Origin of the sequence: Kribbella qitaiheensis, from assembly GCF_014217565.1 — a bacterium.
In the GTDB taxonomy this organism is placed as follows: domain Bacteria; phylum Actinomycetota; class Actinomycetes; order Propionibacteriales; family Kribbellaceae; genus Kribbella; species Kribbella qitaiheensis_A.
In genome coordinates, this window is sequence record NZ_CP043661.1 from 3,355,461 (window position 1) to 3,371,000 (window position 15,540).

General features: G+C 68.2%; 19 protein-coding genes. 7 read left to right on the forward strand and 12 right to left on the reverse strand.

Annotated elements, in window-relative coordinates; genetic code table 11:
• Positions 1-18 precede the first annotated feature (18 nt).
• Complete coding sequence (rplJ, locus tag F1D05_RS15475; RefSeq protein ID WP_185448338.1) at positions 19-645, reverse strand: 50S ribosomal protein L10; 627 nt, start codon at positions 643-645, stop codon at positions 19-21.
• A gap of 279 nt (positions 646-924) precedes the next feature.
• Here rplJ and F1D05_RS41975 point away from each other — a divergent pair, with 279 nt between their 5' ends.
• The gene (locus tag F1D05_RS41975) at positions 925-1,665 is read left to right on the forward strand and encodes a MerR family transcriptional regulator (protein ID WP_185448339.1); all 741 of its coding nucleotides are present in this window, start codon (positions 925-927) and stop codon (positions 1,663-1,665) included.
• On the opposite strand, the gene F1D05_RS15485 is transcribed toward F1D05_RS41975, so the two are convergent.
• Genes F1D05_RS15485 through F1D05_RS15510 form a run of 7 tightly spaced genes read right to left on the reverse strand, consistent with a single transcriptional unit; the run spans position 1,622 to position 5,769 of the window.
• Entirely contained in the window at positions 1,622-2,638 is a 1,017-nt protein-coding gene (locus F1D05_RS15485; RefSeq protein ID WP_246486721.1) for an MFS transporter, read from the reverse strand. The genes F1D05_RS41975 and F1D05_RS15485 overlap by 44 nt on opposite strands.
• Positions 2,592-2,810, reverse strand: a complete 219-nt coding sequence (locus F1D05_RS40260) for a hypothetical protein (RefSeq protein WP_246486722.1) — start codon at positions 2,808-2,810, stop codon at positions 2,592-2,594. The genes F1D05_RS15485 and F1D05_RS40260 overlap by 47 nt, the downstream gene beginning before the upstream one ends.
• 45 nt (positions 2,811-2,855) lie before the next feature.
• The gene (locus F1D05_RS15490; RefSeq protein ID WP_185448340.1) at positions 2,856-3,260 is read right to left on the reverse strand and encodes a type II toxin-antitoxin system VapC family toxin; all 405 of its coding nucleotides are present in this window, start codon (positions 3,258-3,260) and stop codon (positions 2,856-2,858) included.
• Between the two features lie 32 nt (positions 3,261-3,292).
• A complete protein-coding gene (locus F1D05_RS15495) occupies positions 3,293-3,562 on the reverse strand; it encodes a type II toxin-antitoxin system Phd/YefM family antitoxin (protein ID WP_185448341.1) in 270 nt (89 codons plus the stop codon).
• A gap of 27 nt (positions 3,563-3,589) precedes the next feature.
• Positions 3,590-3,991, reverse strand: coding sequence for a RidA family protein (locus F1D05_RS15500; protein ID WP_185448342.1), 402 nt, complete (start codon positions 3,989-3,991; stop codon positions 3,590-3,592).
• Between the two features lie 27 nt (positions 3,992-4,018).
• A complete protein-coding gene (locus tag F1D05_RS15505) occupies positions 4,019-4,753 on the reverse strand; it encodes an IclR family transcriptional regulator (RefSeq protein WP_185448343.1) in 735 nt (244 codons plus the stop codon).
• A complete protein-coding gene (locus tag F1D05_RS15510) occupies positions 4,750-5,769 on the reverse strand; it encodes a sugar kinase (RefSeq protein WP_185448344.1) in 1,020 nt (339 codons plus the stop codon). The genes F1D05_RS15505 and F1D05_RS15510 overlap by 4 nt, the downstream gene beginning before the upstream one ends.
• Before the next feature lie 124 nt (positions 5,770-5,893).
• Between F1D05_RS15510 and F1D05_RS15515 the strand changes: the two genes are divergently transcribed.
• From F1D05_RS15515 to F1D05_RS15530, 5 genes are all read left to right on the forward strand, one after another.
• Positions 5,894-7,204: an alanine racemase gene (locus F1D05_RS15515; RefSeq protein WP_185448345.1), complete on the forward strand. Its 1,311-nt coding sequence runs from the start codon at positions 5,894-5,896 to the stop codon at positions 7,202-7,204.
• A gap of 17 nt (positions 7,205-7,221) precedes the next feature.
• Positions 7,222-8,898 (forward strand): N-acyl-D-amino-acid deacylase family protein, encoded by a 1,677-nt coding sequence (locus F1D05_RS15520; RefSeq protein ID WP_185448346.1) that lies wholly within the window; start codon positions 7,222-7,224, stop codon positions 8,896-8,898.
• On the forward strand, positions 8,895-9,530 hold the full coding sequence (locus F1D05_RS15525) for a bifunctional 4-hydroxy-2-oxoglutarate aldolase/2-dehydro-3-deoxy-phosphogluconate aldolase (RefSeq protein ID WP_185448347.1): 636 nt from the start codon (positions 8,895-8,897) through the stop codon (positions 9,528-9,530). The genes F1D05_RS15520 and F1D05_RS15525 overlap by 4 nt, the downstream gene beginning before the upstream one ends.
• Before the next feature lie 98 nt (positions 9,531-9,628).
• Entirely contained in the window at positions 9,629-9,832 is a 204-nt protein-coding gene (locus F1D05_RS39390) for a hypothetical protein (protein ID WP_219733002.1), read from the forward strand.
• A 4-nt stretch (positions 9,833-9,836) separates the two neighbouring features.
• Positions 9,837-11,027, forward strand: coding sequence for a GntP family permease (locus tag F1D05_RS15530; RefSeq protein WP_219733003.1), 1,191 nt, complete (start codon positions 9,837-9,839; stop codon positions 11,025-11,027).
• Here F1D05_RS15530 and F1D05_RS15535 read toward each other — a convergent pair.
• The 3 genes from F1D05_RS15535 to F1D05_RS15545 are packed head-to-tail and all read right to left on the reverse strand — an operon-like array spanning position 11,020 to position 13,701.
• Positions 11,020-11,727: a DUF4097 family beta strand repeat-containing protein gene (locus F1D05_RS15535; protein WP_185448348.1), complete on the reverse strand. Its 708-nt coding sequence runs from the start codon at positions 11,725-11,727 to the stop codon at positions 11,020-11,022. The two genes, F1D05_RS15530 and F1D05_RS15535, sit on opposite strands and share 8 nt — an antisense overlap.
• Positions 11,727-12,371 carry a response regulator transcription factor gene (locus F1D05_RS15540; protein WP_185448349.1) on the reverse strand — a complete coding sequence of 215 codons (645 nt, stop codon included), beginning with the start codon at positions 12,369-12,371 and terminating at the stop codon, positions 11,727-11,729. The genes F1D05_RS15535 and F1D05_RS15540 overlap by 1 nt, the downstream gene beginning before the upstream one ends.
• Before the next feature lie 46 nt (positions 12,372-12,417).
• On the reverse strand, positions 12,418-13,701 hold the full coding sequence (locus F1D05_RS15545; RefSeq protein ID WP_185448350.1) for a sensor histidine kinase: 1,284 nt from the start codon (positions 13,699-13,701) through the stop codon (positions 12,418-12,420).
• A 165-nt stretch (positions 13,702-13,866) separates the two neighbouring features.
• Here F1D05_RS15545 and F1D05_RS15550 point away from each other — a divergent pair, with 165 nt between their 5' ends.
• Entirely contained in the window at positions 13,867-14,418 is a 552-nt protein-coding gene (locus tag F1D05_RS15550) for a hypothetical protein (protein ID WP_185448351.1), read from the forward strand.
• Here F1D05_RS15550 and F1D05_RS15555 read toward each other — a convergent pair.
• Positions 14,415-15,539: a hypothetical protein gene (locus F1D05_RS15555; protein ID WP_185448352.1), complete on the reverse strand. Its 1,125-nt coding sequence runs from the start codon at positions 15,537-15,539 to the stop codon at positions 14,415-14,417. The genes F1D05_RS15550 and F1D05_RS15555 overlap by 4 nt on opposite strands.
• Between the last annotated feature and the right edge of the window lies 1 nt (position 15,540).

Here is a 15,540-nt window from a genome sequence, read left to right on the forward strand (position 1 = left end):
CTGCGTGAAGTGAACGGGTCAGCTGTCAGCTGACGCGGTCTCCTCGGTGCTCGTCTCCTCGGCAGGTGCGTCGGCCGGTGCGTCCTGCACAGCCTCGGCAGCCGGAGCCTCGTCCGCCACGGGGGCGTCCTGGGCCGGCAGCTTGTCCTGCAGCGCCGCGAACAGGCGGGCAGCCTGTGCGAGCGGAGCAGCGAACAGCGACACCGCTTGCTGCGGGGCCGCCTTCATCGCACCTGCGAGCTTCGAGAGGAGAACCTCACGCGACTCCAGGTCAGCGAGCTTGTTGATCTCGTCAGAGTTGAGTGCCTTGCCATCCAGCACACCACCCTTGATGACGAGAAGGGGATTGGCCTTGGCGAAGTCACGCAGCCCCTTGGCCGCGACCACCGGGTCGCCCTTGATGAAGGCGATGGCCGACGGACCCTGCAGCAGCGAGTCGAACGACTCCACTCCCGCGTCCTTGGCCGCGATCTTGGTCAGCGTGTTCTTCACCACGGCGTAGTTCACGTCGTCACCGAGCGTAGTGCGCAACTGCCGCAACTGCGCCACGGTGAGTCCGCGGTACTCGGTCAGCACGGCGCCGGCGGAGCTCTTGAAGTTCTCAGTGAGCTCTGCGACGTCGGCAGCCTTGTCCGGCCTCGCCATGGGTCTCCTTCCGCTCCACCAATTGATGGAGTTTGGCCTGAAATGCCATACCGCTTGCCACACCGGCCAGGACCCTCAACATCGAAAACGCCCCTGCGCAGGCGCAAGGGCGTGAGACTTCCACTAACTTGTCACCTACGCGGGCCGCCCACGAGCTTGTGGGACCTTCAGCTGCTCCGGGAGCAACGACCAGCGGTCTTTGGCAGCCTCAAATGTAACAAGCTCCGGCCTGGCCACCAAATCGATTCCGGCCCCGGGTTCCCGCAGTAGGGTGCCGAGATGAGCTTGCGGCCGGTCGATCTTGCCCGTGAGGCAGGGATCTCGGCTCAGTTGGTGCGTAATTACGAAGCCGAGGGAATTCTGCCACCGGCGCTCAGGAGCGAGTCGGGGTACCGCCGGTACGAGCAGGCGCATCTGGCTGCCTTGCGGGCGTTTCGGGCATTGGCACCTGGCTTCGGGCGCGAGGCGGCGACGGAGATCATGCGGGCGGTGCATGCCGGGGACAACGGCTTGGCGCTTCGAGTGGTCGATGCCAGCCATGCCGCGTTGCATGCGCAGCGGCTGGCGACCGACGAGATGAGCGAAGCCTTGGGTGCTGCGGCTGAGCAGTTCCTGGGGCCGCAGGTGGCTGTTGCGGGACCGCCGTTGCTGGTGGGCGAGCTGGCGGCGCAGCTTGGAGTGCGGGCTGCCACGCTGCGGCTCTGGGAGTCGGCCGGGCTGCTGATGCCCAGCCGGGAACGCAGTACGAAGTACAGAAGGTATGGGCCGCCGCAGGTCCGGGACGCTCGGATCATCGCGATGTTGCGGCGGGGGCGGTACGGGTTCGACCAGATCAGGCCGGTGCTCGAAGGACTTCGCCGTACGGGGAGCACCGAGGCGCTGCGAGCCGCTGTGGCCGAACGGCGAGCGGCACACGACCGGCGTACGCGGGCCATGCTGCACGGCGCTGCGCTGTTGGATCGCTACCTGACTGGGCTCAGTCAGGGCGAGTGGGATGAGGCGGGATCCAGCGACTCATAGCTGTCGCCGCTGCCCAGCCAGTAAGTCCCATAACCAGTACTGCGGGCGCCAGGCCGGCCAGTGCGGTCACTGCCGCGATGAGCAGCGGCCCGGCGCCGTTGCCCGTGTCCGCGAAGAGGCGGAAGGCGCCGAGGAACTGAGCCCGGCCGACCGGCGGGGAAGCGTCTGCTCCGAGTGTCATGATCACGCCCGCGCCGAGTCCGTTGCCGATGCCCATTAGTAGAGCCACTGCCGTCAACGCTCCTGCCGAGTGGGTCAGTGGCAGTAGTAGATGCGCGAGGCCCAGGACCAGCATCGACGGTACGGCGACCCACTTGCGGCCGAAGCGGTCCATCACCGAGCCGGCTGGATAGAAGAGCAGCATGTCCACCGCGCCGGAGACCCCGAAGATGAGGCTGGTCGTCTGCGGATCCAGGCCGAGGTGCTCCGCCCAGAGCGGGATCACCACCTGCCGGGACGCGCGCACCGCGCCGACGAGAAGTGCGCCGACGCCGAGCGTTCGCAGTACGGGGAGGTGTTCGCGGATGACCGCGCGGGTGGACTGCACGACGACCGGCCGCGCGGCGCGGGCACGGCGTACGGACTCGATGTCTGGAAGGCTCACCAGCACCGCGCAGGCCAGCAGCGCGGCGACCAGGTGGACCCAGTAGGCGCCGTCCGTGCCGAGGAACTTCATCGCGAAGGCGCCCAGGAACGGGCCGATGAACGACCCGATCCGCCCTACTCCGCCCAGCGTGGACAGCGCCCGTGCCCGGAGCTCGATCGGAACGGCTTCACTCAAGTACGCCTGCCGAGCCAATCCCCAGACCGCCGCGGCCAGCCCTGTCGCGAAGATCGCCAGCGCGAGCCCCCACACGGTGGGCACCACGAGACAGGCGCCGAGCGCGATAGACACGAGCACAGTCGCCGCCACCATCGCGCGACGCTCACCGATCCGCGTGGTCAGCGCCCCGGCCGGAATGTCCCCGACCACTTGCCCCAGCCCGGGCCGCCGCGACCACCAAGCCGGCCGACGCGACCGAAGCGCCCAGGTCGCGGCCGGACAGCGCCACGACCGGCGCGATCGCCCCCTGCCCGATGCCGTACAGCAACGCCGGCAAATAGACCGAGGGGGCGATCCGCAGAAGCCTGACGGGAGCTGCCATCCGCCCCATCGTCCCACCTTCAACCGCTGGATGAGACGCCTGGTCTCACCCAGCGATCATTCGTTGACCGACCGGTACGACGGTCAGCAAGCCTTCAAGCCCTCGGAAGTCGTCCGGATTCGTGGTGAACAAGGGAAGTTCTTCGGCCGCGGCGATACTGGCGATCATCAGATCGGCGGTGCGGCGCCGCGGGGTCCGCCCGGCGGCCACGACCGCGGCGCAGATCCGGCCATAGATCCGGGCCGCCTCCGCGTCGAACGGGATCGGATCAAACTCGTTCTCGGCGCGCTGGAGGACATCCATCCGCCGGGCCCGCTCGGCATGTTCTTCGTACCGGTCCTGGTCACCGCGCACCTGATGCGGACCCGCAGACAGTTCCGCCAGCGTGACGGCCGAGATGGCCATCTCCACGGGCAGTTCCGCCGGGTCGATCCACCTGCGCCGGATCATGATGTTCGTGTCGAGCAGCCCCCTGCTGATACTCAGCGGGCATAGGGGTCGTTGGGCTCGGCGTCGATGTCGGCGTCCTGGTCGGCGCGGAAGGTGTCCAGCAGAATGTCCGGCGCGGTGCGAGACATCGCGGCGAACTCTCCGCGGGGGACGAACCGCCGCCGGCGGCGTAGTGGGATCAACTCGCCGATCCGGTGGCCGTCCCGGGTGACCGTGAAGGACTCACCGCTCTGGACGGCATCCATGATCTCTTTGGACCGTAGTCGCAAGTCGCGTTGGGTGATCTCGGACTGGGCGCTCATAGCACCATCGCAACCGCCAGTGGCGGATCAGTCCAGGGCGGCGAGGGCGTCGATCTCGACCAGCATCTGCTCGAGCGGGAGGCCGGTGAAGACGGTGGTACGGGAGGGGAGGATGCCGCTGGGGGTGCGCGGGGTGACGAACTCGGCGTAGGCCTCGTTCATCGGGGCGAAGTCCTCGCGGGTGGTCAGGTAGACGCGCAGCATCACGACGTCGTCGAAGGTCGCGCCGCCGGCCTTGAGGATGGCCTCGATGTTCTGCAGGACCTGGGTGGTCTGCGCCTTGACGTCGCCCTCGTTGACGAACTTCCCGCTGGGGTCGACCGAGCCCTGGCCGGACACCTGCAGGATGCCGCCCTTGCGCACACCCTGGGAGAAGACGGGCATCGGCGCGGGGGCGTCGGTGGTGGAGATGACGGTCTTGGAGGACATGCGGTACAGCCTTCCTGATTGGTTGACTCAGTTGTAGTCGGCGCCGATGGCCGCCGTGGTGGTGAGCAGGTCGGGCAGCAACTCCAGCACCTGCTCATAGTTGAGCAGAACGTCCGGCACGGACACGGAGACGGCCCCGACCACCCGGCCGGAGCGTTCCTTGATCGGAGCCCCGATGCAATTGATGAACGACTCGTGCTCGGCCCGGTCGTGCGCCCAGCCCTGCGACCGGACCAGATCGAGCTCGTCGCGCAGCGCATCCGGCTCCGTGATCGTGTTCGGGGTGAACTGCCGGTACTCGATGGTCGTCAGCAGTGCCTCGCGCTGCCGCTTGGGCTGCGCCGCCAGCAGGATCTTGCCGACCGCCGTGCAGTGCAGCGCCGCAGGGACCCCGATCTGCGAGTACATCCGGACCGACTGCACGCTGTCGAGCTTGTCGATGTAGATGACCTGCCCGTTCTCGTACGCCGCGAGGTGCACCGTCTGCCCGGTCCGCTGGTTCAACTGCCGCAAGTGGGGAGCCGCAACAGCTCGCACGACATGCTGCTCGCGCGCCGCGTCGGCAAGGGAGAACAGACGCGAGCCCAGTCGGTACCGATGGGCGTCGTCGCGGCGTACGAAGTGCTCGACCTCCATCGTCCGCAGCAGCCGCAACACGGTCGTCTTGTGCACGTCCAGCTCGGTCGCGAGCTGGTCCAGCGACCGATCCCCTTCGCCGAGGCTCACCAGGATCTGCAGCGCTCTGGCCAGGCTCTGACTCATACGGCACCTCCAACCAGTGCAGGCGAACTGATGCCCTGGGCACCTACTTGAGTACGAGCCCAGTCCTCGTCGGAACAGTGCAACAAAGCATCCCGTACTACGGGCTCCGGCGGTGCCGCGTGGTCGTCCGGTACTGCGAGGACCGCTGCCGCACTGAGGTGCCCCAGCCGAAGCCGCTGCTCCATCGGCAACCCCTGCAACGTGCCAGCCAAGTACCCAGCCGCGAAGGCGTCCCCTGCTCCCACTGGCTCGACCACGTCGACAGTAAGCGCCGGCACCTCCGTCCAACGGCCGCTCGGCTCCAGCGCGAGCGCTACGTGCGCATCGGACTTCACCACGAGCGTCGAACGCGAACCAAGCAGTTGCCGAAGCTCGGCAGGGTCACTGGTTCCAGCGAACAGCATCGCCTCGTCCGCACCGATCAGCACGACATCGGCAGCTCGCAGCAATCGCCAGAGCGGCGCCGGGTCCGTGTCCCGCCACAAGGCCGGCCGCCAGTTCAGGTCGACGCTCAAGGTGAAGCCCAGCGTGTCTCGCAGCGCAGCCAGCCGGTCCAGCAATTCCGCGGCCGTAGTGGAGATAGCTGCGGTGATGCCGGTGGTGTGCACGAGTTCGGCGCCGACCAGGCGATTGCGCACAGCCGGCCGGTCGAGGAAGGTCGCATCCATCGCGGCCGCTGCCGATCCGGAGCGGTAGTAGTGCATCCGGGTCCGACCGCCGGTGGTGTGCTTCACATACAGCCCGGTCGGCCGCAGTGGATCGTCCTCCACCCCACCGACGTCGACACCGCGGGATTCGAGGTCACGCAGTACGTGGCGACCGAAGCCGTCCGCGCCGAGCCTCGAAACCCACCCGGTCGGGACACCGAGCGCCGCCAGGCCACCGGCGACATTGCACTCGGCGCCGCCGACGGATCGCCGGAACGTCTCGACATCCTCCAACGGGGCACCGGTCTCGGCGGCGAGCATGATCATCGCCTCACCCAGGCAGATCGCTCGGTGTACCAAATCGACCACCGGCCAGTCCTCTCGAGCGTCTGTCGTTGACGGAAGTTCTAGCGCGATGCTACAACCGGTACATCAGAATGCGCAACGACCGTTGCGCAATATGCAATTCAGTACTGCCGATCCGAGGGACGCAATGTCAGCTTCGTACGATGCCGCAGCCGTCGCAGCCCTGGCCGACCAGCCTGTGAGCTGGCAGGACAAGGCACTGCCGCCGGCGTTCTGGGGGCAGACCGTAGCCGAGGTGCTGGCCGGCAAGCCGCGACTTTCCGGGCTGCCGACTCCCCTGCTCACTCTGTCCGCGCCCGGCCTGCGGCACAACGTCTTGACGTTGGCCCGTTGGTGCGCAGACCACGGCGTCGAGATCGCGCCGCACGGCAAGACCACGATGGCTCCCGCGCTGTGGGCGACCCAGCTCGAGGCCGGCGCCTGGGGCATGACGTTCGCGAACGTCTTCCAGCTCGGCGTGGCCCGCGCCTACGGAGTCAGCCGGGTGATGATCGCGAACTCGGTGATCTCCCCGCTGCAGCTCCGCTGGCTCGCCGACCAACTCGCCGCCGACGACTCGTTCGAGCTGATGGTCTGGGCCGACTCGGTTCGTACGGTCCAGATCATGGAGGCGGCCCGCTCGGCGTACGTGGAAGCAGGCGCGCGCCAACTCGACGTACTGGTCGAGGTCGGCGGCAAGGGCGGCCGCACCGGCGCGCGAGGTGCCGAGACAGCTCTTGCTGTCGCTGAGGCGATCGAGGCAGCACCGACCCTTCGGTTGGCCGGCGTCGCTGGATACGAAGGTGCGATCGCGCACGGCGCGGACGACGCCGGGCTCGAACACGTCCGCTCCTATCTTCGCGACCTCGCCGCGGTCCACACCCGCTTGCAGGAGGACGGCCGGTACGACGAGGGCCTGGTGCCGGTAGTCAGCGCCGGTGGAAGCGCGTACTTCGAGCAGGTGGCCCAGGTGCTCAGCCCGCTCGCCAAGACCGGCGCTCGGGTGGTGATCCGGTCCGGAGCGTACATCGCGCACGACGACGGGTACTACCGCGAGATCTCCCCACTCGGCTCGGTCCCTCGCACCGACGGCGAGGTGCTGACCCCGGCGATGCACGGCTGGATCCGGATCACCTCACAACCCGAACCGGGGTTGGCGATCTTCGACGCCGGCAAGCGTGACCTGCCCTTCGACGAGAACCTGCCCGAGCCGCAGTTGCTGCGCCCCCGGACGCCGGCTGACGCGGTCCGGCCGGTCGACGGGATGACCGTCACCAAGATGAACGACCAGCACGGGTTCCTCACCTTCGGTGCCGACGCCGTGGTGATCGGCGACGAACTGCGGGTCGGGCTGTCGCATCCCTGTACGGCGTTCGACAAGTGGGGCCTGATCCCGGTCATCGACGACCCGGATGCCGACGACCCCGTCGTGGTCGACCTGATCCGCACCTTCTTCTGATCGATCGTGAGGCTCTGATGACCGACCTGCTGATCACCGGCGCGACCGTCTACGACGGCACTGGCAGCGCCGGCTACGCCGCCGACGTCGTGGTGGACAAAGGGCGGATCGCCGCGATCCTGCGTCGGCACGCAGACCCGGCCACGTCGCCCGGCGGAGCGGCGCTCCGCGCCGGCACCAGCGAGGCGACGAGCGGCGAGCTTCAGCCGGCTCGGACGATCGACGCGAGTGGGTTGGCGCTGGCGCCTGGGTTCATCGACATGCATGCGCACTCCGACCTTCAGATCCTGGCGAATCCGGACCATCTGGCCAAGATCAGTCAGGGCGTCACGCTGGAGGTGCTCGGCCAGGACGGGCTGTCGTTCGCACCGATCGACGATCCCACCCGGGCCGCCGTCCGCCGCCAGATCGCCGGCTGGAACGGCGAACCGGACGACTTCGACTTCTCCTGGTCCACCGTCGCCGGCTATCTCGACCGGCTCGACCAAGGGATCGCCTGCAACGCGGCGTACCTGGTCCCGCAGGGCACTCTGCGGATGATGGTCGTCGGTACTGCGAACCGCCCGGCCACTCCGGCCGAGCTCGACGAGATGAAGCGGCTGCTCGCGGCGGGTCTCGACCAGGGTGCCGCCGGGATGAGCAGTGGACTCACCTACACGCCCGGCATGTTCGCCGGTACCAACGAACTGGTGGAGCTCTGCCGCGTCGTCGCTTCGTACGGCGGGTACTACAGCCCGCACCAGCGCTCCTACGGAAAGGGCGCGCTGGAGGCGTACGGCGAGATGATCGACGTCGCCCGGGAGTCCGGCTGCGCCCTTCACCTCACCCACGCGACGATGAACTTCGAGCCGAACCGCGGCCGCGGCGTCGACCTGCTGGCGCTGATCGACGCTGGCCTGGCCGACGGCGTGGACATCACCACCGACACCTACCCGTACTTGCCGGGGGCAACCACTCTGGCCGCGATCCTGCCGAGCTGGACGGCCGAAGGCGGACCCGACGCGTTGCTGGCCCGGCTCGCCGACCCGGCCGATCGGGAGCGGATCGCCTACGAGTTGGAGCAGGTCGGGACCGACGGCTGCCACGGCTGCGTGACCGACTGGAACACCATCGAGATCGGCGGGGTGAAGAACGAGACCCTGTCCGGCGCGGTCGGTAACACCGTCGCCGCGATCGCCGCCGGGATCGGCAAGCCGCCGTCGTGGGTGTTCTTCGACCTGCTGGTCCGGGACAACCTCGCGACCACGATCCTGCAGCACGTCGGCCATGAGGAGAACGTGCAGGCGATCATGCGGCACCCGACCCATACCGGTGGATCGGACGCGATCCTGGTCGGTGGCAAGCCGCATCCGCGCGCCTGGGGGACGTTCCCGCGCTACCTGGCCCACTACGTCCGCGAACTGGGCGTTCTCGAACTGGCCGACTGCATCCACCACCTGACCGGGCGTCCCGCGCGTCGATTGCGCCTGACCGACCGGGGTCTGGTCCGGGAGGGGTACCACGCAGATCTGGTCCTCTTCGACCCGAACACCGTCCGCGACGCGGCCACCTTCGACAACCCGCGTCAGCAGGCCGAAGGCATCCCCTGGGTGCTGGTCAACGGTGTTCCGGTGATCGCCGACGGACGCCGCACCGACGAACTCCCCGGCCGCGCGATCCGGCGTACGGCCGTCTCTAGTGAAGGAAACCGATGAGCACTCTGGACCTGCTGCGCCAAGACCGCGTACTGAGCGTCGTCCGCGCGCCGGCGATCGACGACGCGCGTGATCTCTGCGCCGCTTTGGTTGCCGGTGGCATCCATGTGATCGAACTGACCTTCACCACGCCGGAGCTGCCCCGGCATCTGGAGCGGGCTGCCTCGACGTCGGCCGAGACCGGCGCCGTAGTAGGAGCGGGCACCGTGCGGACCGCGGCGCAGGCCAAGCAGGCGGTCGAAGCCGGAGCGCAGTTCATCGTGACGCCGGGCCAGGGGCTGGAGGCGGCGGAGATCGTGGCGACCGCGCACGCCGCCGGGATCCCGATCGTGCTGGGTGCGTTCACGCCCTCGGAAGTCATGACGGCCCTCGCGCTCGGCTCCGACGCGGTCAAGATCTTCCCGGCGCATCAGCTGGGACCGAAGTACCTGAAAGACCTCGGTGGGCCGTTCCCCGGCGTACCGCTGGTCCCCTCCGGCGGTGTGAACGCCGGCAACGCCCGCCAGTTCCTCGACGCCGGTGCCCTCGCGGTCAGTGCCGGTACCGACGTGGTGTCCCCCGCCGACGTGGAAGCCGCCCGTTGGGCGGACATCACCGCCAAGGCGACCACTTTCTGTGCCGCACTGGGCTGAACCGCCCCTTCCGTCCCCTGCTGGACCGCCCCCACCCGCTCTTATCTTCCCTTTTTTAGTTGTCCCTGCCGTCCCCTGCTAGACCTCGGAGTGTCCCCATGTCCGGTGCCATCGATTGGCTGCACCATGACACGGCAGGCTTGTTGCTGCTGTGTCTGGTGGCCATCGCGCTGCTGTTGTTCCTGATCATCAAGGTCAAGCTCGAGCCGTTCATCTCGCTGCTCGCCACCGGCCTGTTCCTGGCCCTGGCGGCCCGGGCTGAACGTCCGGCAGATCGTCGGTACGGCGCTCAAATCGAGTGACTCCGTGCTGGAGAAGGGTTTCGGCGGGATTCTCGGCCATATCGCCGTCATCATCGGCCTGGGTACCGTGCTCGGCGCTCTGCTGGAGAGGTCCGGCGGCGCCGACGTGCTGAGCCGCCGGCTGCTGAAGCTGTTCGGCCCGAAGGGCACGCCGGTCGCGATGGGCCTGGTCGGCCTGATCTTCGGAATCCCGGTCTTCTTCGACATCGGCATCTTCGTGCTCGCCCCGCTCGTGTACGTCGCGGCGAAGCGTGGCGGCAAGTCGCTCGTGCTCTACGCGTTGCCGGTGCTCGCGGGTCTGTCGATGACGCACGCGTTCCTGCCGCCCCACCCCGGTCCGACGGCGGTCGCCGGTCTGCTGCACGTGGACATGGGCTGGCTCATCATCATCGGGCTCGCCTGCGGTCTGCCCGCCTTCGCGGTGGCCGGCATTCTCTGGCCGCTCTACATCGCGCCGCGCGTTCCCGTCAGCGTGCCGAACGAGTTCATCGTCGCGGAGGAGAGCGAGGGCGAGCAGAAGCCCGAGCCGTCGCTCGGCCTGGTGATGGCGGTCATCCTGCTGCCGCTGGTGCTGATCCTCGGGGCCACCTTCGGCACGCTGATCCTCGATCCGCACCGGGACCTGCTGAGCGTGCTCACCTTCCTCGGCAACCCGGCCGTCGCCCTGCTGCTGGCCGTGCTGGCGGCGTACTACCTGCTCGGCGTACGGCGTGGCATGACGAACGCAGAGTTCAGCGAGCTGTCCAGCAACTCTCTGAAGCCGGTCGGCATGATCCTCCTGGTCGTCGGCGCGGGCGCGTTCTTCGGCGCGGTCATCTCGGCTACCGGCGTTGGTGCCGCGCTGGCCAAGAGCCTGTCGAGTGCGGGGCTGCCGGTGCTGCTGCTCGCCTACGTGATCTCTTGTGGGCTGCGGATCGCGCAGGGTTCCGCGACGGTCGCGATCGTCACCACGGGTGGCATCGTCGGTCCGCTGCTGACCACCGACGGGTACTCGCAGGCTCACCTGGCGCTGATCGCCGCCGCCATCTGCGCCGGCTCCATCATCCTCAGCCACGTGAACGACGGCGGTTTCTGGATCGTCGCGAAGTACTTCAACATGACGGTCAAGCAGACCCTGCTGACCTGGTCGGTGCTGGAAACCGTCCTGTCCCTGGTCGGCTTCGGCATGTCGGCGTTGCTCTGGGCAATTATTTAGAGTCGACGGTGATGCTTCCGTTGCTGCTGCGGAGGTGGAACTGGTTGGGCGAGCTCAGGTCGTTGTCGACATTGAGCTCGGTGGATCCGTGGTCAGCGGCGGCGTCGATCGCGTACGCCGCTGACTTCGGAACCAGGAGGTGCACGGATCCGTTGTCGGTGGTCACCTCGATGTTGGCCGGTGCCCGGTCGTAGCCGAGATCCACCGAGCCGCTCTGCGTTTTGATCGAAGCTCTGACGCCGCCGAGGCGTACCCCGTTCACCGACCCGTCGTCGGCCGTGACCTGCAGGTTGCCAGTCAATCGGAGCAGCTCCACCGACGCCCCTTCGGTACTGATCGACACCCGGGTCGAACTCGGCAACGCGATCTCCAGCGCGAGCCGGCAACCGGAGCCGGCGCACTGCGCGCCGACCTGAAGTTCGTGCGCCCGCGGCTCGAGGTTCCGTACGTCGATCGTCGGCTGGTGATCCGTATAGGTCCCAATCAGCGTGACGTGCACCTTGCCGTCCCTGCTCGGGGCGACCTCGACCTGCATGTTCGCCGTGATGGTGATTCCGTCGATCGCCTTGTCGTAGGTCGTCGAGTAGTCGTAGTCCAGCTTGCCGCGGATCATCGAGACCGTGACCGCGGCGCCGCCGAGGATCAGCGCGAGTACCGGGATCAGGCCAAGTTGCAGCATTCTCCGCTGTGCCTTCGTCATCACGACTCCAGGAACTTGAGGACGGCTCGCACCCGGCGATGTTCGCCGTCGGCCGGGGCCAGCCCGAGCTTGGCGAAGATGTTGCTGATGTGCTTCTCGATCGCACCCTCGCCGACCACCAGCGCCTTCGCGATCCCCGCGTTGGAGCGGCCTTCGGCCATCGCCCGCAGTACGTCCTGCTCACGTGGGCTGAGCACGGAGAGCGGGTCAGCCTGGCGGGACCGGACCAGCAGCTGGGAGATCACCTCCGGGTCGAGCGCGGCGCCACCTTCGGCGACCCGGCGCAACCCGTCGATGAACTGGTCGACGTCCGCGACCCGGTCCTTCAGCAGGTAGCCGACGCCGCCCGGGTTGTTCCCGATCAGCTCGCTCGCGTAGCGCTCCTCGACGTACTGCGACAGCACGAGTACGCCGATCTGCGGCGACCGCTGCCGGATCACCAGGGCGGCTCGCAGCCCTTCGTCGGTGAAGGTCGGCGGCATCCGGACGTCGACCACGCAGACATCGGGCTGGTGCTCGTCCACCGCCTTGAGGAGCTGGTCGCCATCACCGACGGCAGCCAGCACCTCGCAGTCCTGCTCCTCGAGCAGCCGCACGATCCCCTCCCGCAACAACACCGAATCCTCGGCGATCACGACCCGCATGGCACCTCCAGAACGCTTGGGCCGCCAACCGGGCTGACCGCTGTGATCACGAGCCGCATGGCACCTCCGCCGTCAGGGTGGTCGGGCCGCCGATCGGGCTGACCACCGCGAGTTTTCCGTCCACCCCGGAGACGCGGTCGACGAGACCGCGCAGACCGGTGCCGTGCGCCGGATCGGCGCCGCCTCTTCCGTCGTCGGTCACCACGACCCGAAGTACGTCGCCTGTCCGGACGATCTGGACCGACGCCCTCGCGGCCTGGGCATGCTTCGCCACGTTCGTCAGCGCCTCGGTGACGACGAAGTACGCGATCGCCTCGATCGTCAGCGACGGCCTGGGATCGACCCGTACGTCGACTTGCACCGGCACGGGCGCGCGTGCGGCCACCGCGGAGATGGCGGCATCGAGCCCGCGATCGGTCAGCACCGGCGGGTGGAGTCCGCGCGTGAGGTCCCGCAGCTCGGCGATCGCCTGCATCGCCTCGGCATGTGCTTCTTCGATCAGGTCCTTGACCGCCGGGTTGGTTTCACCCAGCCGACCGCGAGCTCGGCCCAGCGTCATCGCCAACGAGACCAGGCGTTGCTGGGCGCCATCGTGCAGGTCGCGCTCCATCCGCCGGCGCTCGGACTCGACCGAGTCGACCACCTGCTGACGGCTCGTCACCAGTTGGTCGACGCGCTTCACCAACGCGCCGGTCTCGGAGGCGCCGAGGAGGTTGCGCGCCAGGATCCCGTCGACCGCCGAGAGGCCCCGGATGAGCAGCGGTGACACCGCGAACAGGAACAGGAACGCGATCACGGCGACCGCGATCGCCTGGTCGACGCTGTCGACCACGAACGGCCCGAGCTGAGCCTTGGAGGCCGCGAACTTGGAGAAGTAGAACGGCAACGCCATCAGTACGGGCGGCACAGACCAGGCCAGCACGATCGCTGGGACGCCAACCAGTGCCATGCCGAGCAACAGAATGAAGTACCCGAACTGCCGCCAGAGCGCGCGATCGGCCAAGGCTGCCCGGGCATCGGCGGCTGCCGAACCGGTGCCGGCCGGTCTGACCAGGGGCGCAATCACCTGGTCGCGGGTGATCGCGGCCCGCGCCCGCTCCAGCTTGCCAACGGCGTACACGACTCGGGTGGCGCCGACCGTCAGCTGGATGCCGAGGTAGGCGAGCGGGAAGGCGACCACAGCCACCAGAAGCATCAGCGGAACAAGCAACCCACCGACGAGCACCACGACAGCGTCACCGAGCAGATGCACAGTAGCCAGCCACAAGTACGGCGACCGCCAGATCCGCCAGGGCGCCCGAGGAACAGGACTCGCGACGCTCGTCGCCATTCCACTGCACCCTTCTTCTTGTGTTGGCCGTAGGCAACAACCTACGGGGCGGTGGCGGTCGGGCGGGATGGGGGAAGCCACCGGTTCGACCGGGGGTTATCCCCCGGTCGGCTTCGTGGGCTGACCTGACTGTGGTCAGCGCTCGTTTTCGGGAGGCTCGAAGGCATGACGACGACCATGCCGGACCGACCGGTTTCCCACCGCCTTCTCACCACCGGCAGCGCCCTGCCCGACGCGCTGGGCGACGCGATCGACGACCGGGTCGCCGAGGTTCTCGACGACTACCTGGCCGAAGGACGCCTCGACGGCCGGATCCGACCGCGCCGCTCCCCCGCCGGCCTCGCGACGCTGGTCGCCGCCGGAGTCGCCGCAGTACTGCTCCCCTGGTGTCTGATCCTCGCGGCGACTCTTCCGTCGACCTACCAGGCGAATCACTGGAAGCTCGCCTGGATCGGCCTCGACTGCGGCACCGCCCTAGCGGCCGCCGCCACCGCCTACCTCCTCCACAAGCAGGACATCCGCGCAGCCCTCACCTCGGTGGCAGCCGGCACTCTCCTACTCGCCGACGCCTGGTTCGACGTCAGCACCTCCGCCCCCGGCTTGGACCACACCCTCTCCCTCACCGAAGCCCTCCTCCTGGAGGTTCCGCTGGCAATCTGCGCCTTCGCCGTTGCCACCCGAGCACTCCGCCACTCCGGGCGAACCGCTCGTGACTAGCCTCCGATTAGTTCCAGCACTGGCCCTTCGTGGAGGGCGCGATAAACCTTGTCCCGTAGGGCGTTCGCCTCGGCCGCGGTGAGGGTGCGGTCGACGGGACGCAGGATCAGCCTGACGAGGACGTTGCGCTGACCGGGCTCGAGTCGCAGCCGATCGCGGGCCGCCGGCGGCAGTTCGTCGTACGACGTCTCGCCGAGAATCTCCAGCAACTCGGCGGCATCGGCGTCAGCCCCGAGCGCGTCACGCACCTTGTCGCCAAGCGCCTCGGGTGAGGTGTCGGCGTCCGGGCCGACCACGAGCGACAGGTCTCGCCGGACCGGAGGCATCGACGAAACGGACTTGTACGCCGAAAGGTCCAGCATCTGCCCCGCCACCCGGGGATCTGTTGACCGAAGCAACCGAATGTCGCGGATGCCCTTGCGCAGCATCAGCAATCGGTCCAGCCCCGGCCCCATCGCCAGACCGGTCCAGCGTTCGTCGAGCCCGGCCCGTCGCAGTACGGCGGGAGCCGCCACGCCGCATTCGCCGATCTCGATCCACTGATCGTCAAGCAGTACGTCGATCTGGCGACCGTGGATCGTGTACGGGTGCACCGCCGGCACCGTGCGGTAGGTCTGCCCCGGCAGCACGGTCGCGACGAGCGTGGCGATCATTGCCTCCAGCTCCGGCTCCCCCAGCGTGACGTTGCGGCTGAGCCGCCAAAGGTCCAGCTGATGCGGCGTACCGGTGTGCTGCCAGTCGACAGAGTCGCGGCGGTAGCAGATCCCGGCACAGATCATGAGTACGTCGGACGCGGCTGACGAGTCGGCCAGTTCGCGAAGCGCCGGCGGGATCATCGCCGACGTGTGGCTTCGCAGTACGGTCCCGGCGGAGGCGTACCGGGTGTAGCGCTCCTCGCGGGTGACCGCGTCGGCGGCGTACCCGAGGTTGTCGTAGTTGTCGGCCAGCGGGACGACGGGATGATCGCGCCGGGTCCAGATCTCGGTGTACGGCCAGGCCTGGCCGAGCTCGGTCCGGATCGAATCGACGATCAGCTGGATCGCGTGCGGGCCTTGCGCCGGGTCGGCGAGGTCGCGCAGGGACAGGGCGGCGTGCAGTTCTTCAGCAGTCAGAACAGACATG

Excerpts from the sequence above, each read along its gene's own strand:
- rplJ (WP_185448338.1), bottom strand. The coding sequence starts at position 645 with ATGGCGAGGCCGGACAAGGCTGCCGACGTCGCAGAGCTCACTGAGAAC.
- F1D05_RS41975 (WP_185448339.1), top strand. The coding sequence starts at position 925 with ATGAGCTTGCGGCCGGTCGATCTTGCCCGTGAGGCAGGGATCTCGGCT.
- F1D05_RS40260 (WP_246486722.1), bottom strand. The coding sequence starts at position 2,810 with ATGGCAGCTCCCGTCAGGCTTCTGCGGATCGCCCCCTCGGTCTATTTG.
- F1D05_RS15490 (WP_185448340.1), bottom strand. The coding sequence starts at position 3,260 with ATGATCCGGCGCAGGTGGATCGACCCGGCGGAACTGCCCGTGGAGATG.
- F1D05_RS15495 (WP_185448341.1), bottom strand. The coding sequence starts at position 3,562 with ATGAGCGCCCAGTCCGAGATCACCCAACGCGACTTGCGACTACGGTCC.
- F1D05_RS15500 (WP_185448342.1), bottom strand. The coding sequence starts at position 3,991 with ATGTCCTCCAAGACCGTCATCTCCACCACCGACGCCCCCGCGCCGATG.
- F1D05_RS15505 (WP_185448343.1), bottom strand. The coding sequence starts at position 4,753 with ATGAGTCAGAGCCTGGCCAGAGCGCTGCAGATCCTGGTGAGCCTCGGC.
- F1D05_RS15515 (WP_185448345.1), top strand. The coding sequence starts at position 5,894 with ATGTCAGCTTCGTACGATGCCGCAGCCGTCGCAGCCCTGGCCGACCAG.
- F1D05_RS15520 (WP_185448346.1), top strand. The coding sequence starts at position 7,222 with ATGACCGACCTGCTGATCACCGGCGCGACCGTCTACGACGGCACTGGC.
- F1D05_RS15525 (WP_185448347.1), top strand. The coding sequence starts at position 8,895 with ATGAGCACTCTGGACCTGCTGCGCCAAGACCGCGTACTGAGCGTCGTC.
- F1D05_RS39390 (WP_219733002.1), top strand. The coding sequence starts at position 9,629 with ATGTCCGGTGCCATCGATTGGCTGCACCATGACACGGCAGGCTTGTTG.
- F1D05_RS15535 (WP_185448348.1), bottom strand. The coding sequence starts at position 11,727 with ATGACGAAGGCACAGCGGAGAATGCTGCAACTTGGCCTGATCCCGGTA.
- F1D05_RS15540 (WP_185448349.1), bottom strand. The coding sequence starts at position 12,371 with ATGCGGGTCGTGATCGCCGAGGATTCGGTGTTGTTGCGGGAGGGGATC.
- F1D05_RS15545 (WP_185448350.1), bottom strand. The coding sequence starts at position 13,701 with ATGGCGACGAGCGTCGCGAGTCCTGTTCCTCGGGCGCCCTGGCGGATC.
- F1D05_RS15550 (WP_185448351.1), top strand. The coding sequence starts at position 13,867 with ATGACGACGACCATGCCGGACCGACCGGTTTCCCACCGCCTTCTCACC.
- F1D05_RS15555 (WP_185448352.1), bottom strand. The coding sequence starts at position 15,539 with ATGTCTGTTCTGACTGCTGAAGAACTGCACGCCGCCCTGTCCCTGCGC.